Source organism: Solirubrobacter soli DSM 22325 (genome assembly GCF_000423665.1).
Taxonomy (GTDB): domain Bacteria; phylum Actinomycetota; class Thermoleophilia; order Solirubrobacterales; family Solirubrobacteraceae; genus Solirubrobacter; species Solirubrobacter soli.
This window is the reverse complement of the sequence record NZ_AUIK01000022.1, coordinates 191625-208209: the sequence shown is the minus strand read 5'-3', so window position 1 is coordinate 208209 and position 16585 is coordinate 191625. Positions and strand designations below refer to the sequence as shown.

15 protein-coding genes and 1 pseudogene are annotated in these 16585 nt (G+C 71.5%); 5 read left to right on the top strand and 11 right to left on the bottom strand.

Annotated elements, in window-relative coordinates:
- Positions 1–12: 12 nt before the first annotated feature.
- Positions 13–1023: pseudogene (locus tag G569_RS49335) on the top strand (M14 family metallopeptidase); the annotation flags it as partial.
- Positions 1024–1241: 218 nt separating this feature from the next.
- Here G569_RS49335 and G569_RS0117420 read toward each other — a convergent pair.
- Both G569_RS0117420 and G569_RS49330 read right to left on the bottom strand, forming a co-directional pair.
- The gene (locus tag G569_RS0117420) at positions 1242–1886 is read right to left on the bottom strand and encodes a response regulator (protein ID WP_028064349.1); all 645 of its coding nucleotides are present in this window, start codon (positions 1884–1886) and stop codon (positions 1242–1244) included.
- The gene (locus tag G569_RS49330; RefSeq protein WP_037497271.1) at positions 1883–2938 is read right to left on the bottom strand and encodes a sensor histidine kinase; all 1056 of its coding nucleotides are present in this window, start codon (positions 2936–2938) and stop codon (positions 1883–1885) included. Before G569_RS49330 ends, G569_RS0117420 begins: the two co-directional genes overlap by 4 nt.
- 103 nt (positions 2939–3041) lie before the next feature.
- Between G569_RS49330 and G569_RS0117410 the strand changes: the two genes are divergently transcribed.
- The gene (locus G569_RS0117410; protein WP_028064348.1) at positions 3042–3920 is read left to right on the top strand and encodes an ABC transporter ATP-binding protein; all 879 of its coding nucleotides are present in this window, start codon (positions 3042–3044) and stop codon (positions 3918–3920) included.
- Entirely contained in the window at positions 3917–4714 is a 798-nt protein-coding gene (locus G569_RS0117405) for an ABC transporter permease (RefSeq protein WP_028064347.1), read from the top strand. The genes G569_RS0117410 and G569_RS0117405 overlap by 4 nt, the downstream gene beginning before the upstream one ends.
- Here the strand turns inward: G569_RS0117405 and G569_RS49325 are convergent.
- Together G569_RS49325 and G569_RS0117395 are read right to left on the bottom strand one after the other, a co-directional pair.
- Positions 4711–6867: a DEAD/DEAH box helicase gene (locus G569_RS49325; RefSeq protein ID WP_037497267.1), complete on the bottom strand. Its 2157-nt coding sequence runs from the start codon at positions 6865–6867 to the stop codon at positions 4711–4713. The genes G569_RS0117405 and G569_RS49325 overlap by 4 nt on opposite strands.
- Before the next feature lie 13 nt (positions 6868–6880).
- On the bottom strand, positions 6881–7480 hold the full coding sequence (locus G569_RS0117395) for a DnaJ domain-containing protein (protein WP_028064346.1): 600 nt from the start codon (positions 7478–7480) through the stop codon (positions 6881–6883).
- A 39-nt stretch (positions 7481–7519) separates the two neighbouring features.
- On the opposite strand from G569_RS0117395, the gene G569_RS0117390 reads away from it, so the two are divergent.
- Both G569_RS0117390 and G569_RS0117385 read left to right on the top strand, forming a co-directional pair.
- The gene (locus G569_RS0117390) at positions 7520–8092 is read left to right on the top strand and encodes a metallophosphoesterase family protein (protein ID WP_028064345.1); all 573 of its coding nucleotides are present in this window, start codon (positions 7520–7522) and stop codon (positions 8090–8092) included.
- A 92-nt stretch (positions 8093–8184) separates the two neighbouring features.
- Complete coding sequence (locus G569_RS0117385; RefSeq protein ID WP_028064344.1) at positions 8185–8871, top strand: hypothetical protein; 687 nt, start codon at positions 8185–8187, stop codon at positions 8869–8871.
- Between the two features lie 6 nt (positions 8872–8877).
- Here G569_RS0117385 and G569_RS0117380 read toward each other — a convergent pair whose 3' ends face one another.
- From G569_RS0117380 to G569_RS0117350, 7 genes are all read right to left on the bottom strand, one after another.
- Positions 8878–10668: a potassium/proton antiporter gene (locus G569_RS0117380; RefSeq protein ID WP_028064343.1), complete on the bottom strand. Its 1791-nt coding sequence runs from the start codon at positions 10666–10668 to the stop codon at positions 8878–8880.
- A gap of 12 nt (positions 10669–10680) precedes the next feature.
- Entirely contained in the window at positions 10681–11343 is a 663-nt protein-coding gene (locus G569_RS0117375; RefSeq protein ID WP_028064342.1) for an SOS response-associated peptidase, read from the bottom strand.
- Positions 11344–12972 (bottom strand): AMP-binding protein, encoded by a 1629-nt coding sequence (locus G569_RS0117370; RefSeq protein ID WP_028064341.1) that lies wholly within the window; start codon positions 12970–12972, stop codon positions 11344–11346.
- A gap of 29 nt (positions 12973–13001) precedes the next feature.
- A complete protein-coding gene (locus G569_RS58255; RefSeq protein WP_169542167.1) occupies positions 13002–13658 on the bottom strand; it encodes an LppP/LprE family lipoprotein in 657 nt (218 codons plus the stop codon).
- 67 nt (positions 13659–13725) lie between these two features.
- Positions 13726–15027: an Nramp family divalent metal transporter gene (locus G569_RS0117360; RefSeq protein ID WP_245602506.1), complete on the bottom strand. Its 1302-nt coding sequence runs from the start codon at positions 15025–15027 to the stop codon at positions 13726–13728.
- Entirely contained in the window at positions 15024–15749 is a 726-nt protein-coding gene (locus G569_RS49315) for a metal-dependent transcriptional regulator (RefSeq protein ID WP_064750381.1), read from the bottom strand. Before G569_RS49315 ends, G569_RS0117360 begins: the two co-directional genes overlap by 4 nt.
- 8 nt (positions 15750–15757) lie before the next feature.
- Positions 15758–16534 (bottom strand): metal ABC transporter permease, encoded by a 777-nt coding sequence (locus tag G569_RS0117350; RefSeq protein WP_037497263.1) that lies wholly within the window; start codon positions 16532–16534, stop codon positions 15758–15760.
- Positions 16535–16585: the final 51 nt, after the last annotated feature.

Here is a 16585-nt window from a genome sequence, read left to right as displayed (position 1 = left end):
CCCGCCCGGGCGGACTTCCCCGCGGCCGACGCCCGCTACCACAACGACGCGGAGACCCGCGCGCAGATCGACGCCACGATCGCCGCGCACCCGGACCTCATCTCGCGCACGACGATCGGCACCAGCTACGAGGGCCGGGAGATCTGGGCGGTCAAGATCTCCGACAACGTCGGCGTCGACGAGGGTGAGCCCGAGGTGTTGTTCACCGCGGGCCAGCACGCGCGCGAGCACATCACGGTCGAGATGGCGCTCTACCTGATCGACGAGCTCACCGGCAAGTACGCGACGGACCCGCGGATCAAGGGGATCGTCGACTCGCGCGAGATCTGGATCATCCCGGACGTCAACCCGGACGGCAGCGAGTACGACATCGAGACCGGGACGTACCGGTCGTGGCGCAAGAACCGCCAGCCCAACGCCGGCACGAGCGCGATCGGCACCGACCTCAACCGCAACTACGGCTTCCGCTGGGGCTGTTGCGGCGGCTCGAGCGGGATCGCATCCTCCGACGTCTACCGCGGCCCGTCCGCATTCTCCGCGCCCGAGACCCAGGCGGTGCGCAACTTCGTGCTCAGCCGCGTCGTCGACGGCGTCCAGCAGATCCGCACCTCGATCGACTGGCATTCCTTCTCGGAGCTGGTGCTGTGGCCGTTCGGCCACACCCGCGCCGACGTCACCAAGGGCATGAGCCGCGACCAGCACGACACCTTCCAGGCGCTGGCGACGAGCATGGCCCGCACCAACGGCTACACCGCCGAGCAGTCGAGCGACCTGTACATCACCGACGGCGCGATCGACGACTGGCTGTGGGGCGCCAACGGCGTCTTCGCCTTCACGTTCGAGATGTACCCGGCCGACGGCCCGGGCCCCGGCTTCTACCCGCCCGACGAGGTGATCCACCGCGAGACCGCGCGCAACCGCGAAGCGGCGCTGATGCTGCTCGAGGACGCGGCCTGCCCGTATGCCGCCGTCGGCAAGGCCGCGCAGTACTGCGCCAACGCCCCGCTGACGACGATCTACGCCGCCGCGCGCCCGGCCAAGGTGACCTCGGTGGCGCTCAAGGGCTCGACCAACTTCGGGCTGATGCTGCGCCACCAGGGCACGCTGCGGGTGCGCGTCGACGACAAGACGGTGCTCAAGCTGTCGGGCTCGGGCAACGCCACCGCGTCGTTGAGCCGCTTCGCCGGCAAGACCGTCCGGATCACGCTCGACGGCAAGGCCAGCGGCCTGCGCATCACCCGCTACTGACCCGCGAGCCCGTGCTCGTAGGCGTAGATGACGACCTGCACGCGGTCGCGCAGCCCGAGCTTGCCGACGAGCCGTTTCGTGTGCGTCTTGACCGTCGACTCCTCGATCACGAGCGCGGCGGCGATCTCTGCGTTCGACAGTCCGCGGGCGACGAGCCGGAGCACCTCGCGCTCGCGTGCGGTGAGCCGCTCGGCCCCGCTCTCGGCGCCCACCGCGGGCCGCCGCGCCATTCGCTCGATCACGCGGCTCGTCACCGACGGTGACAGCAGCGAATCGCCCGCCGCGACGGTGCGGACGGCGGCGACGAGATCCTCGGGCCGCGTGCGCTTGAGCAGGAAGCCGGACGCCCCGGCGCGCAGCGCACCGAAGATGTAGTCGTCCTGCTCGAACGTGGTCAGGATCATCACCCTCGTCTCCGGCAGTGCGGCGAGCACCTCCCGAGTCGCCGCGATCCCGTCCACGCCGGGCATGCGGATGTCCATCAGCACGACCTCCGGGCGTGTGCGCTGCGCCTGGGCGACCGCGTCGCGCCCGTCGCCCGCCTCGCCCACGACCTCGAGGTCGCCCTCGCGCTCGAGGATGCCGCGCAGGCCAGCCCGCATCAGCGCGTCGTCCTCGACGATCAGCACGCGGGTCATGCGGGGAGGCGGGCGTGCAGGCGGAAGCGCCCGTCCCGGTCGATCGTCTCGAGGCTGCCGCCCAGCAGCGCCGCTCGCTCGCGCATGCCGGTCAGCCCGTGCCCGGCTCGCATGGCGCGGCCGGGGTCGACCGGGTTGTCGACGGTGAGGTCGAGCGCGCCGGCGCCGAACGCGATGCCGACGCGGGCGGCGCCGCGGCCGTGGCGCGCGCTGTTGGTCAGCGCCTCCTGCAGGATCCGGTACGCGCCGCGGTCCACGCCGGGTCGCAGCGCGCGGGGCTCACCCTCGATCGTGGTCGTCACGTCCAGGCCGGCGCGCCGGTGGCGCTCGAGCAGCGTGTCCAGCGCCGCGAGGCCAGGCGGCGGCTCGACGCCGGGCTCCTCGGCCCCGCGCAGCGCGCCGACCAGCTGATCGATGTCGGCGACCGTCTGGCGCGCGACGTCCTCGATCGTCGCGAACGTGTCACGGGCGTCGTCGTCGGTGGCCCGCACTCGCCCGAGCCCGGCGTGCACGAGGATCACGTTCAGCGCGTGGCCCGCGGAGTCGTGGAGATCGCGGGCGATCCGCGTGCGCTCCTCGGCGGCGGCGAGCCGCGCGCGCTGCTCGAGGGTCGCGATCCGCTCGTGGCGCAGCCGGGTGCGGTCCGCCGCCAGCCAGGCGCCGCCCCACACGACCACGCCGAAGGCGATCGGGGTCGCGGGGAAGCGGTCGGACGCAAGCCCCATCGCGGCCACCTGGGCGATCAACAGCGCGCCCGCGAGTACCGCCAGGCGTCGCGTCGGCCCGGCCACCACGGCGAAGTACAACGCGACCGTCGGACCGAGCGGCGGCCCTGCCGGCTCCTCGAGCGCGCGCAGGGCGACGCTCGCGACGGCGGTCGCGACGAAGACCGCGACGGGTGCGCGCCGGCGCGCGACGAGCGGGAGCGAGGCGAGCGCGGTCAGAGCCACGGACGCCGCCGTCACGTGCCCGTGCCCCTCGCCGGCGACGCGCAGCGCCACCGACCCCGCGAACACGAGCAGAGCGAGGCCGACGTCGCTGAGCTTGGGCATCCGCGTCCGAGCGTAGTGCCCGGCGTGTCCTCCTCAGGAGGGATCTCCCGGACCCCGCCGCGGGGCGATGACGGCCGCGCCGCCCGGACCTACTGTCGCCGCCATGGATCTGGTGATCGAGACCGAGGCGCTGACGAAGCGCTACGGCGAGAGCACGGCCGTCGACCGGCTGGCGCTGCGGGTGCGGCGCGGCGAGGTGTACGGCTTCCTCGGCCCCAACGGCGCGGGCAAGACGACGACCCTGCGGATGCTGCTGGGGCTCGTGCGGCCGACGTCGGGGACGGCGAGCGTGCTCGGCGCTCCGGCCGGGCAGCGTCTCGCACGGATCGGCGCGATGGTCGAGGCGCCTGCCTTCTACCCGTATCTGTCAGCGCGCGACAACCTGCGCGTGCTCGCGGGCCACGCAGGCGTGGCACGCGAGCGCATCGACATCGTGCTGGACGAGGTCCGCCTGCTGGACCGCGCGGGCGACGCCGTCCGCGGCTACTCGCTCGGGATGAAGCAGCGCCTGGGTGTGGCCGCCGCCCTGCTCAAGGACCCTGAGCTGTTGATCCTCGACGAGCCGACCAACGGGCTCGATCCTGCCGGCATGGCCGAGATGCGGACCTTGATCCGGGCGCTCGGTCAGGGGGAGCGGACGGTCGTGCTGTCGAGCCACCTGATGGGTGAGATCCAGCAGATCTCGGACCGCGTCGGCGTGATCCGGGCGGGGACGCTGGTCGCCGAGGGCACGGTCGACGAGCTGCGCGGCCGCGCGGGCCTGCGGGTGCGCGCACGGCCGCTGGAGCAGGCGGGCGCCCTGCTCGCCCGCCTCCCGGGCGTCGAGTCCGTCACGTGCGCGGAGGATGCGCTGTCGGTCGCCGCCGACCCGCGCCTCGCGGCCGACCTCAACCAGGCCCTGGTGACCGCGGGCGTGGCCGTGAGCGAGCTCACCGTCGAGCGGAGCTCGCTCGAGGACGTCTTCTTCGAGCTGACGGCATGATCGCCGCCGAGCTCCTGATCCTGCGCAAGCGCGCCGCCACGTGGATCCTGCTCGCGGTGTGGACGCTGCTGGGGATCTTCTTCGCCTACGTCATCCCGTACGCGCTCGACCCCGAGTCCGACGACATCACACCGTTCCTGCCGCACGCGCTGACCGGCACGCTGCTCGAGGGCTTCCCGTTCTTCGGCGGCGTGTTCGCGCTGATGCTGGGCGTGTTCGCGCTCGGCAGCGAATACGGGTGGAGCACACTCAAGACGCTCTTCACGCAGGGCCCGAGCCGCACGCGCGTGCTGGTCGCCAAGCTCGCCGCGCTCGGCCTGACACTGGTCGGCTTCGTGCTCTGCCAGTTCCTGGCCGGGCTGATCGCGAGCCTCGTGATCGCGCGGGTCGAGGGCGCTTCGGCGGCGCTGCCATCCGCTTGGCTGCTGGCGCGCGCGGTCGCCGCGGGCTGGTTGATGCTGGCCGTGTGGGCCGCGCTGGGCGTGCTGCTGGGAGTGCTCACCCGCGGCACCTCCGTCGCGATCGGGCTCGGCATCCTCTACGCGCTGCTCGTCGAAGGCGTGCTGAGCAACATCGACGCGCTGGAGCCGATCGCGGGCGTCTTCCTGCGCGCGAACGGCTACTCGTTGGCGAAGGCGCTCGGCGCGGGCATCGACTCGATCGCCTCGAGCGGACCGGGCGCGTTCGGCGGCCCGTTCGTCGGTGCGGGACAGGCGGTCGCCGTGCTCGCGGGAGCGAGCGCCATGTTCCTGGCGATCGCGCGCACGCTGCTCGTGCGCCGCGACGTGGGTTAGGCCACGGCGCGCAGGCGGCGCAGCGGCTTGCCGCGCAGCGCCTTGACGACCGACTGCACGACGGCCTCGGACTCGTCGCGACGGCCGTCGGTGACGGCGCCGACGATCCCGCGCTTGCGGGCGAGGACCTCGGCCATCTGCTCGTCGATCGAGCCGGCGGCGAGCAGATACCAGGCGGTCACCGCGTCGCGCTGGCCGATGCGGTGCGTGCGGTCCTCCGCCTGATCGTGCATCGCCGGGCTCCACTCGAGGTCGAGGAACGCGACGTTGGAGGCGCGGGTGAGCGTGATGCCCTGGCCGGCGACGCGGGTCGAGCAGACGATCAGCCCCGGGCCGTCGGGGTCCTGGAAGGCCTGCACGGCGCGGTCGCGCTCCTCCGCCTTGTCGGCGCCGACCACGTGCAGCGCGTCCGGGAAGCGCTGCACGACCATCTCCTGGATCTCGCGGTGCGAGGCGAAGACAACGAGCGGTTCCTCGGACTGCATGAAGTCGTCGATCCAGGCCAGCATCGCGCCGAGCTTGCCGCGGGCGGCGAGGCGCCGGAGCACGTTGAGCTGGGCGAGCCGCTCGGCGCGCAGCGTCGCCTGGACCTTGCCCTCGAGCTCGGACAGCTCGAGCGGCTGCTCCTGCAGCCAGGCGATGACGTCGCGCTCGGCGAGCCGGTACTCCTTCTCGTTCTCAAGCGCGACCGGCACGACGACCTGGCGCTTCTCGGGCAGCTGCGGCAGCACGTCCTTCTTCAAGCGCCGCACGAAGCAGGTCCGCCGCAGGTGCCAGTGGATGCGCTCCTCCGCGCCCGCGCCCTGGAAGCGGCGCTTGAAGCGGGCGCCGCTCCCGAACTCCTCCAGGCGCCCGATGATCCGCAGCTGCGAGATCAACTCGTCCGGGTGGTTCATCACCGGCGTGCCGGTCAGGCAGATCTTCAAGGCGTCCTGCGGGAGCTGCTCGGCGAGGCGGCGGACCGCGCGGGTGCGTTTGGCGGCGGGGTTCTTGACGTAGTGGGACTCGTCGAGGATCAGTGCCTTGGGGCGGCTGATCGCGAGCCGTTCGCGGTGCGCCTGGGCGATCTCGTAGTTGAGGACGGTGATGTCGGCCTTCGGGATCGCCTTGCCGGTGCCGACGACGACGTGCAGCGTGCGGTGCGGGAGCCAGTGCTCGGTCTCGCGCTGCCAGTTGAGCTTCAGGCTCGCCGGGCAGATGACGACGGCCGGGTAGGCGTCGTCCTCCTCGAGCGTGGCGAGGGCTTCGACGGTCTTGCCCAGGCCCTGCTCGTCGGCGATGAAGAGGCGGCGGGCCTCCAGGGCGTACTTGACGCCGGCGCGCTGGAACGGGCGCAACTCCCCGCCGAGGCGCGGTTCGCAGGCGAGCGCGTCGGCGTCGGCGGCGCGTGAACGTCGGACCGAGTCGATCGCGGCATCGTGCTCGGTGCGCAGCCGGTCGAGCGCGTTGCGGGCGTTGTCGCCGACGTCGATGCCGTGCATCCGGATGAAGTGCTCGAGCGGCTCGAGCAGGTACGGGTCGATCGGCAGCGTGCGGCCGTGCGCCTCGGCCGCGGGCAGCTCGACGAACGCGCCGACGGTGTCCGGATCCCAGTTGACCTCGAGCTTGAAGCGCGCCTCGCCGTAGCTCTCGACCAGCGTCAGCGTCGCGGGCGCGGGCGTGAGGCCCACCTGCAGCCGCGTCGCGCAGCGCAGCGCGCGCGGGTCGAGCCGCGCGCCGGCCATGTCCAGCAGCGCGTTGGCGACCTCCTCGGTGAAGGGCAGCCAGCGCCGCTCGCCGCGGTGCTCGGCGACCGCCTCGAGCTCTTCAGGCAGCTCGCCGGCGATCCCGTCCAGGACGAACCAGCCCTCGCCGGCCCGGCGTGCGGCGGTGACGCGTCCGACCCAGCCCTTGACCGCGCGCGAGAGCCATTCCTCGACCTCGGGCGCGACCTCGAGCTCCGGGAAGCGCTCGAGCACGCTCTGGACGTACGCCGCGGTCGCGTCGGCCTTCATCGCCGACCACTCCTTGGCCTGCCAGTCGAAGCGGCGGCCGGGAATCGAGCGCACCGCGTCGACGATGTCCGCCCGATACGGGAAGGCGAACACGACCACCTCGTGCCCCTGCGCGTTCCGCCGGAGCTCGACGTTGGGGACAGGCTCGACTTCGCGCACCCTCCAACGGTAGCTAGCCGACCGGCTGGCCTAGAACGTGGCGCTCGATAACCATCGCTGTGTGCGGGCGAAGATCGTGGAAGGTGTGGCGCTTCCCCGCGATCGTCTTGACCGTCAGCGCGGCGTGCTTGCGGCGGACCCGGTGGGAGATCTCGGCGATGTTGCGGAAGACGAGCGAGTGCACGCGCGCCACGGGGGCGTCGTCGAGCAGCCACAGCAGGCGGCGCTCGGTCACGGCGAGGATGGCGCGCGGGGACGCCCAGGTCGAGGTCGGCGTGACCAGCCGCACCTCCTCGCCCTGAGTGAGTACGTCCAGCAGTTCTGGGCCGAGCGCCTGCCGCAGCGGCGGGACCAGCCACGACCCCTTGCCCGCGGAGCGGGTGGCCGCGCGGGTGGCGGGCGTCGCCTCACCGCTCCGCCACGGGCCCTCGATGCCGTGCTGCTTGGCCGCGCGGACCATGTCATAGGCGGCGTTGATCTCCGCCATGCGCGCCGCCGCCTCCGCCCCGTTGGCGAGGTCGGGATGCCAGCGCTTGGCCGCCTCGCGGTACGCGGCGGCGATCTCCTTGTCGTGAGAGCCGGGGTTCACGCCGAGCACCGCCCAGGGATCCATCCGGGCATTGAAGCAATGGATGGGGTAGACATTGCCGGGATGCGGGTCCTGGCCCTGGCCGATCGCCCATTCCACGCGGATGTCGAGAAGCTCGCGTCGCAGTGCGACGTGGAGGCGCTCGTCACGCTCGGCGACCTCGAGCCGAGCTGGCTCGAGACGCTCGACCGCGTGAAGCTGCCCAAGCTCGGGGTCTACGGCAACCACGACGCCGAGCCGTACATGACCTGGTTCGGGATCGACAACGTCCACCTCAACCGGATCGACCTCGACAACGGGATGTCGTTCTCCGGGTTCGAGGGGTGCGTGTCCTACCGCCGCTCGGGGACCGCGAAGGTCGGCCCGTCCTACACGCAGCGCGAGGCCAAGAAGCTGATCAAGAAGCTCCCGCCCGCCGAGATCCTGCTCTGCCACTGCCCGCCGATGGGCGTCAACGACGATCCGGAGGACCCGGCGCACATCGGCTTCGAGGCGCTTCGCGAGTGGGTGCTCAAGCACCAGCCGCGCTGGCTGCTGCACGGCCACGTCCACCCCATGCCGGGCAGCCTCCTCAAGAACCTGGGCGACACGCGGATCGTCTACGTCAACGGCGCGCGCGTCGTGGATCTCACCTGAATGGGTGAGGGCTATGGGCGGGAAACCGCACCTTTTGCCCACGAGGTGCCTCCCTCGTCGGTTGTCCGTGTCGCTGCGACCTTTCAAGCCAGATGAAGAGCACACGAGATCGCACCGGAGCCGCCGCCCTGATCGGGGCCGCAGTCACCGGACTGATCGCGTTCGCCCTCTTCCTCGCCGGCGGTCTGCTGCTGTGGGCCAACGGCCACTACAAGGACGCCGAGGGCTACCTCTCGACCGGCGCCCAGCGCTTCAACTCGACCGAGTACGCGATCACGACGCCGAGCCTGCAGGTCGACGCCGGCTTCATGATCAAGGCCGACCGCTACGGCGAGCTGCGCCTGCAGACGATGGCCAAGGGCGGCAAGCCGCTGTTCGTCGGCATCGCCCCCACCGCCGACGTCCAGCGCTGGCTGCGCGGGACCTCCTACACCGAGGTCACCGACGTCGACTTCGCGCCGTTCAGATCGACGGACGAGACCTTCAAAGGCACGCGCAAGGCCGGCCCGCCGGCCAAGCAGACCTTCTGGGTCGCCACCGGCAGCCACTCCCTGCACTGGGACGTCCAGTCGGGCGACTGGTCGATCGTGGTCATGAACGCCGACGGCTCGCGCGACGTCGCCGCCGCCGTCTCGGCCGGCGCCAAGATGCCGTTCATCGCCACGATCGCCTACGTGACGCTCGGCCTCGGCCTGCTCTTCGTGATCGCCACCGCCGCGCTCACCGCCTTCGGCTCGCGCCCCGTCGTCCGCAAGCTCGCGGACCCCGTGCCGGCGTAAGCGGCCCTAGCGCGCGAGCGCGCCGACCACTTCCTGCCACCACGCCCGCTCGCCCGGCGAGGACGCGGTGGCCAGGCGCCGGCGAGCGAACGCCTGCAGCTCGCCGGACGGGCCGACCGCCAACAGGGGGCCGGAGACGCCGTAGCGGCCGTCCTCAAGCACGACCAGCGCGCCATCCTCGTCGCGGCGCGTGCGCAACTGCTCGATGACCTCGAGGCCGAGCAGCTCCGTCGGCCGTTGCGGATCGCCGTCGGCGGGTTGCCAGGGGCGGATCGAGGTGACCGACGGGCGGCTGCGGGGGCGGCGCGGCGGGCGCTCCGGAGGGCCGATCGGGCCGGTCCGCCAGCGGCGCATCAGCTCGCGGAACTCGACCGCGACCTCCTGGCGGACGAGCACGTGGAGCTGGTCGCCCTCCTGGATGACGGTCGAGCCGCGGGGCGGGATCGCCCGCTCGCCGCGGACGATCACGTTCAGCAGCGCTTCGCGCGGGAGCCCGAGCTCGCGGACCGGATGGCCGGCGATCGCGTCGTCGGCGCGGACCGGGAACTGCATCGTCTCGGCCCCCAGACGGTTGAGGAGCACGGGCTCGACCAGCGGCGCGGGGATCGCGGCCTCGTCGGCTGTCACGCCGAGCCAGCGGGCGACGGGCTCGATCGTCAGCCCCTGCAGGACGGTCGAGAGCAGCACCACGAAGAAGGCCACCTGGAAGATCAGGTGGCCGTGCGGGATGCCCTCCGTCACGGGAAAGGTCGCGAACACGATCGGCGTCGCACCGCGCAGACCCGCCCAGCCGAGCATCAGCCGCTCGGGCAACGTGAAGCCGTACGCGACCACGATCGCGGCGAGCGGGCGGGCGAGCACCGCCGTGACGATGGCGATCGCGGTGCCCTCGGGGATGATGTCGATCAGCTCGCCCGGATTGACCAGCAACCCGAGCAGGAGGAAGAGGGTGAGCTGGGCGACCCAGGCCAGACCTTCGTGGAACGTGATGATCGTGCGGCGGGCGGGCGAGGTCGCGCTGCCGATCACCAGGCCGGCGATGAACACCGCGAGGAACCCGGTGCCGTGCAGCGTGTCGGCGCCGCCGTACGCCATGCCCGCGAACGCGACCGAGGCGACCGGGTAGAGGCCGGCCGACGGCAGCGTGACGCGGCGCAGCGCCCACACGCCGAAGCCGCCGACCGCGAGCCCGACCGCGCCGCCGATCGCCAGCTCGCTCGCCCCCAGCCAGAGCGCGTCGAGCAGGCCGAAGTCGGAGTGGTTGATCGCCTCGATCGAGGCGAGCACGAGGATCACGGCGATCGGGTCGTTGACGCCGGACTCGCCCTCCAGCGTCCGGGCGATCTTGCGTCGCAGCGTCGACCCGCGCAGCACGGCGAACACCGCCGCGGCGTCGGTCGCGGCCACGGTCGAGCCGAGGATCAGCGCCTCGAGCGTGCTCAGCTCACTGAACAGCAGCGCGGCGGCGACCGCGGTGATCCCCGCGGTGAGCGCGGTGCCGACCGTCGCCAGCAGCACCGAGACGCGGATGACCGGCTTGATCTCCGCCCAGCCGCTGGAGAGGCCGCCCTCGTACAGGATCAGCGCCAGCGCCATGATCGCGGCGCTCTGCGCGACGTCGTAGTCCTCCGTGCTCGAGCCGAAGTCGATCCACGAGAGGCCGTCGGAGCCGATGACCATGCCGAGCACCAGCACGAGCACCAGACCGGGCAGGCGGAGACGGCCCGCGAGCAGCGAGGCGCCGATGCCCGCGGTCAACAGTGCGCCGACCGCGAGGGCCACGACCCCGATTTCCATCTAAAAACCCTTTCAGAACAGCGTGTCTGAGGGCGCCGTGAGTGGCTCGTCGGGGGGTACGAGCAGCTCGGGACCTTCGACACCCGCCTTATTGACAGCGGGATTGGCGGGTGCTACCGACACTCGCCGGCTGGGCAGCGGCACGAGGAACTCGAGCACCTCCTCGACGCCGACGTCCTCACTGAGCCACGCCGCCTCGGCCTCCGGCCCTTCGAGCACGACCGGCATCCGGTCGTGGATCGGCGCGCAGATCTCGTTCGCCTCGGTGGTCAGGATCGCCGCGCCGGTGCCGTCGTAGAGGCCGGCGAACGCGAACGGGACGCCGCCGTCGACCGTGTAGCGGAACGGCAGCCGCGGGGCCCCCTTCTTCTCCTGCTTCATCCACTCGTACCAGCCGTCCGCCAGCACCAGGCAGCGCCCGCCCGTCATCAGCCACTTGTAGCGCTGCGCGACGGTCTCCGAGCGCACGTTGATCGGCGTGAACTTCTGGCCGCGGAACGGCCGCAGGCCCCAGGCCACCGAGGCGGCCTGGTTGGGTTGCAGCACGGTCGCGATCGTCTCCGTCGGGCACACGTTGAAGCGCCCGAGCGTCTCCTCGTCAGGTGGGGAGAGCAGGCTGAAGCGCTGCGCGAGGTCGGGGCCGTCGACGGTCGACAGCGTGTAGCGGCCGCACACCTACGCCGTCTCGACTTCCGCCAACCCAAGATCCTCGATCGCCTGCTCGCGCAGCTTGTACTTCTGGACCTTGCCGGTCACGGTCATCGGGAACTCGCTCACCACATGAACGTAGCGTGGGACCTTGTAGTGGGCGATCTTGCCCTTACAGAACTCGGCCACCGTCTCGCGGTCGAGCTCGGCCCCGCCGCGGGTGACGATCCAGGCCATCAGCTCCTCGCCGTACTTCGGGTCCGGCACGCCGACGACCTGGACGTCCTGCACGTCCGGGTGGCCCATCAGGAACTCCTCGATCTCCCGCGGGTAGACGTTCTCGCCGCCGCGGATGACCATGTCCTTGATCCGCCCGACGATCTTGAGGTAGCCCTCGTCGTCCATCTGCGCGAGGTCGCCGGTGTGCATCCAGCGGGCGCGGTCGATCGCGTCGGCCGTCTTCTCCGGCTCCTCCCAGTAGCCGAGCATCACGCTGTAGGCGCGGGTGCAGAACTCGCCGGGCGTGTTGCGCGGCACCACGGCGCCGGTCTCCGGGTCGACGACCTTGACCTCGACGTGCGGGTGCACGCGCCCGACCGTCCCCACCCGCTTCTCGAGCGGGTCGTCGGCGCCGGTCTGCGTCGACACCGGCGAGGTCTCGGTCATGCCGTAACAGATCGTGACCTCCTCCATGTGCATCTCGTCGACGACGCGGCGCATGGTCTCGATCGGGCACGGCGAGCCGGCCATGATCCCGGTGCGCAGGCTGGAGAGGTCGAACTCGCCGAACTCGGGGTGCTCGAGCTCGGCGATGAACATCGTCGGGACGCCGTAGAGGCTCGTGCAGCGTTCGTCCTGGACGGCCTGCAGCGTCATCACCGGGTCGAACGCGCCGTTGGGGATCACCATGCAGGCGCCGTGCGACGTGCAGGCGAGGTTGCCCATGACCATGCCGAAGCAGTGGTAGTAGGGCACCGGGATGCAGACGCGGTCCTGCTCGCTGTAGCGACAGCCGCGTCCGACGAAGTAGCCGTTGTTGAGGATGTTGTGGTGGCTGAGCGTCGCGCCCTTGGGGAAGCCGGTGGTGCCGCTCGTGTACTGGATGTTGATCGGGTCGTCGAACTGCGTCGCCGCCTGGCGGTCCGCGAGCTCCTCCGGCGGCACCTGCCCGCCGTCCGCGATGAACTCCTCCCAGTCGCGCCCGATGAACACGACGCGCTCGAGCCCGACGAGGTTGTCCCGCACGTCGCCGACCATCTGTACGTAATCGGAGGTTTTGAAGGCGGTCGCGGCGACGAGCATCCGGCACCCGGACTGGCGCAGGACGTACTCGAGCTCCGAGGTCCGGTATGCCGGGTTGATGTTGACGAGGATGATCCCGGCCTTCGCGGTGCCGTACTGGACCAGCGCCCACTCCGCGCAGTTCGGGCTCCAGATCCCGACCCGGTCGCCCGGCTCGATCCCGGCCGCGATGAAGGCGCGCGCGCAACGGTCGACCGCCTCGCCGAACTGGGCGTACGTGTACCTGAGGTCCTGGTGGACCGAGACCAGCGCCTCGCGGTCCGGGTACAGCGCGATCGTGCGGTCGAGGTTGTCACCGATCGTGTCGCCCAGCAGCGGCGTTGACGACGTCCCGGATGCGTACGACGGCTCCATGCGGGTCCTCCTCTCGCGGAGGACCAAATCTACCGCTGGCGCTGGAAGCGGGCGCTATCGAGCGGAATCGTGTCCAACGCGTGGATGCGCGTGCCCTCGAGGCGGAAGCGCACCTTCTTGCGATCGCTCGGCTGGCCCGCCGGGTCGCCGGACGCGTAGACCCCGTACGTGAGCGTGACCATCATCTTGCCCTGCTTGGCGACGCTCAGCTTGGTTGACGGGTTGAGCGCGTCGTTGCCCAGGAAGGCGTCCTTGGAGAAGAAGAACGCGCGGTACCCGCCGGCCGAGTCGCCGACCGGGCGGCCGATCAGCACCCGGAACGTCGCGGTCGGGTCGTAGTCGCCCTGCCTCAGCGTCGTGTAGCCCTTGGCGCGCAGGACCGTGACGGCGTCCGCAAGCGCCTGGCGCTGCGCCTTCGTCGGTCCCTTGGGCTTGGCCTTCTTCTTCTTGACCGCCTTCTTCTTCGAATGGGTGGCGGTGGCGGTGGCCGTCGGCGCGACCGCCGCGTTGGCCTCGGTGTCCTTGTCCTTGGGGATGACCATCTGCGCGATCGCCACCCCGACGCCGATGAACGCGATCGTCGCGAGCAGGCCGACGATGCGGCGCGCCCAGCGGTAGCTCTTCCGCCGTGGCGGAAGCCGGTTGCGGTTGCGCTCCGCCTGCACCCTGCGCGCACTCGAGTCCATCCCGCGCGGGAGCATCGCCTACCGCACTCGGCGCGTCAATAGGGTCCCCCACCCACCCAGGACCCAATCAGCCGAGAAATGTGTCGTAGAGCAGGAAGCCGTTGAGGCAGATGATCATGGCCGCGACGATGCTCGCGACCGCCGTGGTGAGGGTGCGGTTGACGAGCGGGCCCATGATGTCCCGGCGGCGGGTGAGCAGCACCATCGGCACCAGCGCGAACGGGATGCCGAAGCTCAGGACGACCTGGGAGATGACGAGCGTGGTGCTCGGGTTGACGCCGATCGCGAGCACGATCAGCGACGGCGCCATCGTGATCGCGCGGCGGGCGAAGAGCGGGATGCGGCGGTTGATGAAGCCCTGCATGACGACCTGGCCGGCGAACGTGCCGACGCTCGAGCTCGAGAGGCCGGAGGCGAGCAGCGCGACCGCGAAGGCCAGCGCGGCGCCGCCGCCGAGCAGCGCGGTGAAGCCGTCGTGCGCGCCTTCGATCGAGTCCACCCCGGTCCGCCCGCTGTCGTGGAACAGCTGCGCGGCGACGACCAGCATCGTGATGTTGATGATCCCGGCGAGGCCCATCGCCAGGAGGACGTCGAGGCGCTCGAAGCTCAGCAACGACCGCTTCTCGGCCGTGTTGCGGGGCGCGATGCGGCGGCTCGTGAGCGCCGAATGCAGGTAGACGACGTGCGGCATCACGGTCGCGCCGAGGATGCCGACGGCGAGCAGGATGCTGTCCGTCCCGTCGAAGGTCGGGATGAGGCCGCGGACGAAGTCGTGGCGGTCGACCCCGACCTGCAGCAGGTCGTACATGAAGCCGAGGAAGACGATGCCGAGGAAGCCGGCGATCGCCAGCTCGAACTTGCGGTGCCCGCGGGTCTGCAACTCGAGGATCGCGAACGCGACGACCGCGGTCATCAGGCCGGCGACGAACGGCGGAACGCCGAACAGGAGGTTCAGGGCGATCGCGGCGCCGACGAACTCCGCCAGGTCGGTGGCGATCGCGATCGCCTCGGCCTGAAGCCAGAGCCCGAAGGTGACCGGCTTCTTGAAGTGCTCGCGGCACAGCTCCGGCAGGTTCTTGCCGGTCGCGATGCCGGTCTTGGCCGACAGGTACTGGACCAGCATCGCCATCAGGTTCGCGGCGACGATGACCCACAGCAGCATGTAGCCGTACTTGGCGCCGCCGGCGATGTTGGTGGCGAAGTTGCCGGGGTCGATGTAGGCGACGGCGGCGACGAACGCCGGGCCGAGCATGGCGACGACGCCCTTCACGCGCCCGCGCGAGCGGACCAGTTCGAGCTCGGTCGGCCCGACGGGAACGGTGGCGCCGGTCGCGGCGAGCGCGGCCTCGGTCATCGTCGGCGGGTTCATGCCGCCGCCTCCGCGCCGCCACGCGGCGACGCGCCTGGGCGCGCCTGCGCGGCCTCGCCGCGCACGCGCATCGCGGTCGCGAGCTGGCCGCCGAGGGCGTGCGTCTCGCCGGCGACCTCGACGAACAGCGGGCCGCCGAACGGCTGCTTGTCCACCACTCGCAGGTGGGTGCCGGGGACGATCGAGCGGGCGGCGAGGTAGCGGAGCATCTCCGGCTCGGCGTCGCTGATCCGCACGACGGTCGCCTCCTCGCCGGGCTCGAGCGAGGACAGGCACGTGGTGCGCTCCTCGGCGATCACGAGGTCGGCGTCCGGGATCGGGTCGCCGTGCGGGTCGTGCGTCGGATGGCCGAGCTTGGCGGCGATCAGCGCCTCGAGCTCCTCGGAGAGCACGTGCTCGAGCACCTCGGCCTCCTGGTGCACGCGGTCCCACGGCACCCCGAGCGACTCGGCGAGGTAGAGCTCGAGCAGCCGGTGGTGACGGATCATCTCCAGCGCGAGCCGCGTGCCGGGCTCGGTGAGCCGCACACCGCGGTAGCGCTCGTGGGTGACGAGGCCGAGCTCGTCGAGCTTGCGCACCATCCCGCTGGCCGAGGCGGGCGTGACGTTCAGGCGTTGCGCGATCGCCGTGATGCCGACCGCCTCTTCGCCCTCCTGCAGGGAATAGATGGCCTTCGCGTAGTCCTCTACAGCGGAGGAGAACTCTGTTTCGCGCGTGGCCACGGATCGGATTATGGCACGCCTAACTTTGGTTTCAATAGACCGAGGGAAGAAAGTGCGACAGCGCAGAGTGCGACGCTCGCTCCCGCCGCGATCTCGAACTCGTACGAGATGACCAGGCCCGCGATCCCGGCGATCACCGCGAGGCCCGCGGCGAGGCCGAGCACCGCCGGCAGCCGCCGCGCGAGGTTGAGCGCCGCAGCCGCGGGCGCGAGGATCAGCGCGACGAGCAGCAGGTTGCCGAGCCCCTGCACCGCGGCGACCGTCGTCACCGCGAGCACCGCGAGCAGCGCGAGATCCGCCCGCCCCGGCCGGATTCCCAGCGCATGCGCGCTCCCCCGGGCGAACGCGGTCGCCGTCAGCGCCCGGTAGCCGAGCGCGAGCGCGATCAGCACGCCCGCCGAGAGCAGCGCGGCCGCGACCAGGTCGCCATCGGTGATCCCGAGCAGGTCGCCGAACAGCAGCTCGCCGAGCCGCGGCGGCGTCTCCGGCGAGAGCGCGAGGATGCCGCCGAGTCCGAACAACCCGGAGACGACGACGGCCACGCCGACGTCTCCCCCGGCCCTTGCGTCCCTGGCGACGAGCGCGATCCCGCCCGCCGCCAGCAGCACGCCCCCGGCCGCGCCGAGGATCAGCGGCACGCCCGCGAGCGCGGCGACCACGAGCCCGGGCAGCATCGCGTGCGAGAGCGACTCGGCCGCATACGCCCGCCGCAGCAGCAGGATCCATACGCCCAACGGCCCGCACGCGAGCCCGAGGATGATCGCCTCGGCGAACGCCCGCTGCATGATCCCGCTGGATAGCACCTCAGGGCCGCCCCGCGAGGTCGTGGCGCGCGT